At 35.7% G+C, this 6,573-nt stretch carries 6 protein-coding genes; 4 read left to right on the plus strand and 2 right to left on the minus strand.

Annotation, left to right across the window (positions count from 1 at the left end):
* Nucleotides 1-492: 492 nt before the first annotated feature.
* The gene (locus BMF77_RS25730; protein WP_148766697.1) at nucleotides 493-705 is read right to left on the minus strand and encodes a hypothetical protein; all 213 of its coding nucleotides are present in this window, start codon (nucleotides 703-705) and stop codon (nucleotides 493-495) included.
* Between the two features lie 544 nt (nucleotides 706-1,249).
* Between BMF77_RS25730 and BMF77_RS25735 the strand changes: the two genes are divergently transcribed.
* The 4 genes from BMF77_RS25735 to BMF77_RS25750 all read left to right on the plus strand — a co-directional run bounded on the left by BMF77_RS25735 (nucleotide 1,250) and on the right by BMF77_RS25750 (nucleotide 5,858).
* Nucleotides 1,250-4,570 carry a hypothetical protein gene (locus BMF77_RS25735; RefSeq protein ID WP_148766699.1) on the plus strand — a complete coding sequence of 1,107 codons (3,321 nt, stop codon included), beginning with the start codon at nucleotides 1,250-1,252 and terminating at the stop codon, nucleotides 4,568-4,570.
* A 306-nt stretch (nucleotides 4,571-4,876) separates the two neighbouring features.
* Nucleotides 4,877-5,104, plus strand: a complete 228-nt coding sequence (locus tag BMF77_RS25740) for a hypothetical protein (RefSeq protein WP_148766551.1) — start codon at nucleotides 4,877-4,879, stop codon at nucleotides 5,102-5,104.
* Nucleotides 5,091-5,462 carry a type II toxin-antitoxin system VapC family toxin gene (locus BMF77_RS25745; RefSeq protein ID WP_148766548.1) on the plus strand — a complete coding sequence of 124 codons (372 nt, stop codon included), beginning with the start codon at nucleotides 5,091-5,093 and terminating at the stop codon, nucleotides 5,460-5,462. Before BMF77_RS25740 ends, BMF77_RS25745 begins: the two co-directional genes overlap by 14 nt.
* A gap of 102 nt (nucleotides 5,463-5,564) precedes the next feature.
* Nucleotides 5,565-5,858: a fertility inhibition FinO-like protein gene (locus BMF77_RS25750; protein WP_148766546.1), complete on the plus strand. Its 294-nt coding sequence runs from the start codon at nucleotides 5,565-5,567 to the stop codon at nucleotides 5,856-5,858.
* Between the two features lie 145 nt (nucleotides 5,859-6,003).
* Here BMF77_RS25750 and BMF77_RS25415 read toward each other — a convergent pair whose 3' ends face one another.
* Nucleotides 6,004-6,444: a DUF4351 domain-containing protein gene (locus BMF77_RS25415; protein WP_246863023.1), complete on the minus strand. Its 441-nt coding sequence runs from the start codon at nucleotides 6,442-6,444 to the stop codon at nucleotides 6,004-6,006.
* Between the last annotated feature and the right edge of the window lie 129 nt (nucleotides 6,445-6,573).

The raw sequence follows: 6,573 nt of genomic DNA on the forward strand, positions 1-6,573 counted from the left end.
CTTAAAGCTAAAATGTAAGCTTTGTACAAATATTTATAATAATTTAATATTTATACTATTTATCATAGTTAAAAATACTTTTGTCAATGAGAGTAAACTCTGTAGCACTCTGTAGCGATCGCAAATCGCCCCACAGAAATCGCTCAACCCCGACAGCAAACTTCGTCAAACCCATTATTAAAACCCCGACACTAAACCTGTACCCCTTGCTAATAATGTAATAAAAACATTGAGAGTAAACCCTGTAGCGATCGCCCATCATCCCAACAGATAGCGATCGCTCATCATTCCAACAAATAAGCGATCGCCCATCATCTCAACAGATAAGCGATCGCTCATCATCTCAACAAATATGCGCTCTCCTATCATCCCAACAGATATGCGATCGCTCTCCTATCATCCCATAGAAATCGCAAAGCGCCCCATAATAATCGCTCAATCCCGACAAACCCCGACAGCAAACTTTGTCAAACCTATTATTAAACCCCGACACTAAACCTGTACCCCTTGCAAATAATGTAATAAAAACATTGAGAGTAAACCCTGTAGCGATCGCTCTCCCATCATCTCAACAGATAAGCGATCGCTCATCATCCCAACAAATATGCGATCGCCCATTATCCCAACAGATAAGCGATCGCTCATCATCCAACAAATATGCGATCGCTCTCTCATCATCCCAACAAATAAGCGCTCTCCTATCATCCCAACAAATATGCGATAGCGAAGCGCTCCGTAGGAATCGCATTCCCCACATCACCAAAGGATAGTAAAAACTCTCATGTACGTAAGCTTTTAGACACGTACAATACAGATTAAGAAATTTTAATAGTAAAAATAAATTTTCCTGAAATTGGTTTTCTTTGATATAGTATGATTGTAATCAGTAGTCAATTTTTCAATCATGCTTCATAACTCTTAGAAGAATGATAACCCTTGATTACAAGTACAAATCAAAACTCCCAAACTGTCTTGGCAACAATTTGAGAGCTTAGAAAATCTAAAAATTAGCAAACCCAGCTTTTTACTTAGTCTACGTCCTAGGAAAACTAACCTAAGTAAGGTCTGGATCAACAAACCAGAAACCATGAGAACTAATTCACGTCAGTCTCAATCTCAATTGCATAAGGACAGCTATGAAAACTAATTCATGGCAGTCTTATATTTTGATTATAGACTGCAAATTACAAAAGTGTAAACATTTTTCTTCTAATTCTTGCCAACCCATTGCAATTAGTGGGGGTGTGGCATGAATAAGAACCTAGAAACCTTTGATATTAGGAACTTCCTAGACAGACTCACTCCCAAGAAAGGCAAAAATAGATATATTTGCCCAGTCTGTGAAGGTTCATTAACCGTAGATATTAAAACTGGTAAGTACCAATGTTGGGCAGATCCTGACAACAAACAGCATCTAAAAGATATCAGAGAAGCTGTTAACCCCTTAGAAGATGCTTTAAAACAAGCGGGTATTGACAATGGCAGAATCAACTACCAACAGATCACCCCTGCCAAAAAACCAGATCCGTTACCAGCACCATTACCAGCACCATTACCCCAAAACATTGAATTAGCCAAATTACCTGCTCCTGGTGCTATTCCGCAAAAGAAACATAACAGTAGAGGATCACAAATCATCTATACATACTCAGATACACAGTATGTAATTAGATACGAATTTATAGAAGATGGTGAACAGAAAAAGCTCACCATTCCTTACCATCTGGATATTCTTGGTGACAGTGTGAAGGGAATTGGTGACAAACCCTGGCCTGTTTACCATCAAGAAGAAATCATCAAACATGGTCAAGGCCAATTTATCTTAGTAGTTGAAGGAGAAAAATGTACTGATGCTGCTAGACAACAAAATTTACTTACCACTACCTTTCAGGGTTCACAATGGACTGATGCCAAACTAGAACAATATTGTCAATGCTTAAAATCTTATGATATCGCTGGTATTGTATGTTATCCCGACGATGACAAAGCAGGTTACAACAAAGCCAATAAACTAAGAATCGCAGCTAACAAAGCACAATTAGCATACATTCAATTAAATCCCCAGAGATTAAATCCAGATAGTACAGACGGCTATGATATCGCTGATTTAATAGCAGATGGATTATACAGTAGACAACTACTAGAGAATGAAATTCAGACAGCTTATAAAGAACATCTGCATACATACATAGATGCCATATTAGCAGTAGCAAAACAACCTGTTAATCAGGAAATATCTGGGGAAGATTGGGAATGTAAACTATTTATCGAAACCCTGCTCAAGCAAGCACATATACCACAATCTATACCAGCATCTATTCCACTTAAACAATCATCTAGGAGTAATTTAGATGTTGATGTATGGTTTAATCCTGCTGATAGATTAGAAACCTACAATCAAAGTATTCAAAGTGGCAAAAAATATATCTTGGATATGTCCAGTGCTGGGGCTGGTAAATCCAACTTTGTAGGAGAAACTATACCAGAATGGTTACAAGTCAATAAACTCTGGTACATATCAAGTGAACACCGCAATCCCACCACTAAATCAATAGAAGAAAACTATACAGATTTACCAGTTAGAAATAATGGAATGTATGCAGATGATAACAACTTAACCCCCTTGGGTAATCCCACCATTAACTGGCCTAAAGATCAAGAAGCCAATATTTCCGGGAATTGTCACAAAACACCTTTATTTCATAAATTAGCATCTAAAGGCTATCATCAAGAATCAAATAGTGAATCATCATTAAATCCCATTTGTCATACTTGTAAATTCAAAGCCAATTGTCAAGGTGTAGATTTTGAAGGTGATATATTAGATAAAATAGCTGGTGCAACTTTCAGGAGAGACCGGCGTGAGGCACTGATGAAAGATAGAATCAGATGCCATATTGATTCATTACCATCAGAAATACCCGAAAAATCCCTAGCTTTTGTAGATGAATCTAGTCGTCAAATTAATCTAGTGGAAACTACAGAATTATCATTAACAGATTACCAAAAGACTTTAGGAGAAATTGCTAGACATTTACCAGAAGTTTGGAAACAAATCAAAGATTTTATCTCACCATTGGAGCAATATTTATCTTCCAAACATAAAGAAAATTACTATGGTTATAATCATAATCAAGTAAGGTCGATATTGGGAGACATTGACCATAAAATTATCCCCAATATCATTGAGGCTTTAAAAGTGCTATCACCTGACTTAGAAGATATCTTTCAAGCTGCTGATAGCGTATCCTTAGATGGAATTGACACAAGTGAAAGAAAGGGAATAAACCCCAAAACCTTGAAATATATTCGTTATACATTCGGTAAAGAAGCCAGTCAAGAATCCCATGAATTATTAGATAACCTAATAGTGAATTGGTTAACACCATTATTAGAAATTATTGCTAATATTAGCCCTGGGGCATTGAGGATTAAACATCACAAGTTAATCATTACCACCAAAAATAACAGGCAATTAGAGGTACTAAGTAAATTCCAAAATGTGTTTTTACTAGATGCAACTGCTACCCGAAAAACAGTAGCATTTGAATTAGGAATAGATGCCAGTGAAATCTTAGTCATCTGTGAAAAATTACCTAACTACTCAAATCTAAAAGTGGTACAAATTACTGATTTAGGATTATGTGGGAAAGACAGAAGTAAATCAAAAGTTAAACAATTAGATGCTCTAAGAATAGACTTAACATCTAAACATCAAAATTTGGGAGTGATTGACCACCTCAAACACAAACAAGATGGTGAAGGTTACTGGTTTAAGGATAATCGCGGTACTAATAAATACATGAATCACGATGCTTTATTTGCGATTGGTTCACCTTATCAGGATATAGGGGCTGTAGCGGCTAAATACGCAACTTTAACAGGGGATTACAACACCAGTAAAGATAATCCCCAATTTCAGGAATATATAGAGCATTTAGTGAAAGCAGAGATTATTCAGATGGGAGGCAGACTCCGAGCCAACCGCCGCCCTGATGAAGCACTAACAATTTATCTCACCAGTGATGATGATCTCAGTTACCTACTGGATTATTACCCCGGTGCAACCTTAACCAAAACCACTGCTTTTGAAATTACACCAACAGCAGGTGATAGAGAACAGGTAAGCAGATATTATCTATTAGGAGCATTTAAGCAATGTATAGACACAGGGATTAAATGTACACAAAAAGCCGTTGCTAAAATAAGCAAATTATCACAGCCCTATATTTCTAAAATAGCTAGTAAATTTGGTGGGTTCAATGCCCTCAAAAAAATATTACTAGTCCTAATAGAAGCTCTATATAGGGGTAGTAATAATTTTTCTGACCTGTCAGACGATGAAAAATCCTTAGTCAATGACTATTTACCCCTAATCAAAGACAACCCGCCTCCAGAAGTTGTCCAGGAACTGCTAGAAGTGGCTAAAACTATTGGTTATCAGGCATTTAGCAGGATTACTAGGGAATTAGCACCGGATATTCTAGGGGCATTTATTGGAGCAATAGTAGATATAGCTATAGTGAAAGATGGGAGGGGTGGGGTTATTGAAGTTGGAAACACAGGTTAGAGGGTGTTTGAAAAGTTATGGTTGATGTATCAAATATTTTTTACCCCACCCTAACCCTCCCCTTGTAAAGGGGAGGGAACTGGATTTTTATTGTTTCCCCCCTTTACAAGGGGAAAGGGGGGTAGCAATGTGATGAAAATTACGGAATACCACTTTTCAAACATCCTCTTAGACAAGATTTTAAATGTTCTCGATTACAGTATAATCAAGATCATGATTAGCAACAAAGTAAAGTAACTGATGTTAAAATCAGTTTATTCTGTAAAGAATTGGGAATTGAGCTATCATTTTAGGAGAATAAAACTTATGCAAGTTGTGATAGAGTTACCTGATGAGTTAGGAAAACAACTTTTAGAGTTGCCTAATATGGAAATGGTTGTCCAAGAAGTTATCAAAAAAATGTTATTAGTAGAACGACAAAAACAATCATCTCAATTATTGGTAAATATAGTTAATGATTTACCTGAGTTTCCTGTATTTAAAAATCAAGACCCCTTAGAGTTACAAAAAGTATTACGTGATGAATGGACTTAAGTATCTGTTAGATACAAGTATTTTAATTGGGTTGTTTCAACGTGATTTAATAATTTTAAATCTGCTAAAAGATAAGCTGATTAAAGTTAATGAATGTGCTTATAGTGCTATAACTCGGATGGAGTTACTGAGTTTTCCTTCTATAAGTTCTATGGAAAAAGAAGCGATTAAATCTTTATTAAATCAGATGACCTATTTAGCAATTACATCAGAAATTGAGGACGAAACTATTAATTTTAGATATACCCATAAAACAAAATTACCAGATTCTATTATTGCGGCTACAGCTAAGTATCATCAAATTGAGTTAGTAACATTAGATAAAAAATTAGCGAATAAGTTGAAATCAAATGATTGAGATAATTCCATCACAGTTTTTTATTTGTTCCCTGTTCCCTATTCCCTTTTTTTGTAAAAAGTGTGGATTAATTAATTCAGCTAATTTATAGAGGATGTATTTATGATTGAAGGAAAATTAGAACTAACTATCAAAATCAACGAACTGCCAGAAGTTAAAACTGTAGAAAATGGTTGGCAACAATTTGAGATTGACTGCGATGGAAGGATAATTAGCGTCACGGTTAAACCTAAAGTTTGGAAGAAATTGACTGATGCACAAGCCAATTATCCTCAGTGGGTCGGTGCTATTGCTGGGAAAATGGGAGAGGCAACTAATAACGGTTTTGTGTTATTAGAACCTAATGTCCAGACTTTTGAGAAAAAGCCAAAGCCATCCTCTGAAGTTACAACTTAGACAATAATAGATGAAAAGTAGCTAAAATATTAGTATCCAGATTATATCAATAATATGCCTGTTTTTCTGTTAGCGTCTTCTAGAGAAGGCATTGCTTTTGATGGGTGAATTGGGATTGATTAATCTCAATCCCACAATTTATAATCTATGTTCTATTCTCTAACCATTGGTCTAAATTAGTTATAGTAGAAAAATCAAAAAGTGCTTCCCCCAATAATTCCAATTGTTCAATGGATAATTGATGTATTTTTTCAGTTAGAGAAGCTGGAATTACACCAAACCGCCGATTAAGTAGTCGTATAATTAACCTTTCTCCACCTTGCTGTATTCCTCGTTCTTCACCCCGTTCCATCGCCATTTGTTCTGTTGGACTAATTAAAGGCATTTTTCTTTCCTCCTCTAAGTTTTTAATTTTAATAATTAATGCTGCTTGTAAGTGCTTGCTTAAAGTCATCATTGTATCAATGATCTTGAATAGCTTAACTATCTGTTCTTTGGTTAACCCCCGCTCGTACAATCCTCTAATTAATATCCACTTCCACTGCTCCCGTTCTGTCAGGTTACTAATTGTGGCTTTTGTTTTCAAGTGAGCAATTGTGATGATAGCAAATGGGTTATTATTAGATTCTAACTCATCTAAACGGGATTGATAATCAAAAAGTTTAACAATGGGGAATTTAACTAAAGTTTCACCTCCACCAATATCATAATAATA

Origin of the sequence: Dolichospermum sp. UHCC 0315A (assembly GCF_008121535.1) — a bacterium.
GTDB classification, from domain to species: Bacteria; Cyanobacteriota; Cyanobacteriia; order Cyanobacteriales; family Nostocaceae; genus Dolichospermum; species Dolichospermum lemmermannii.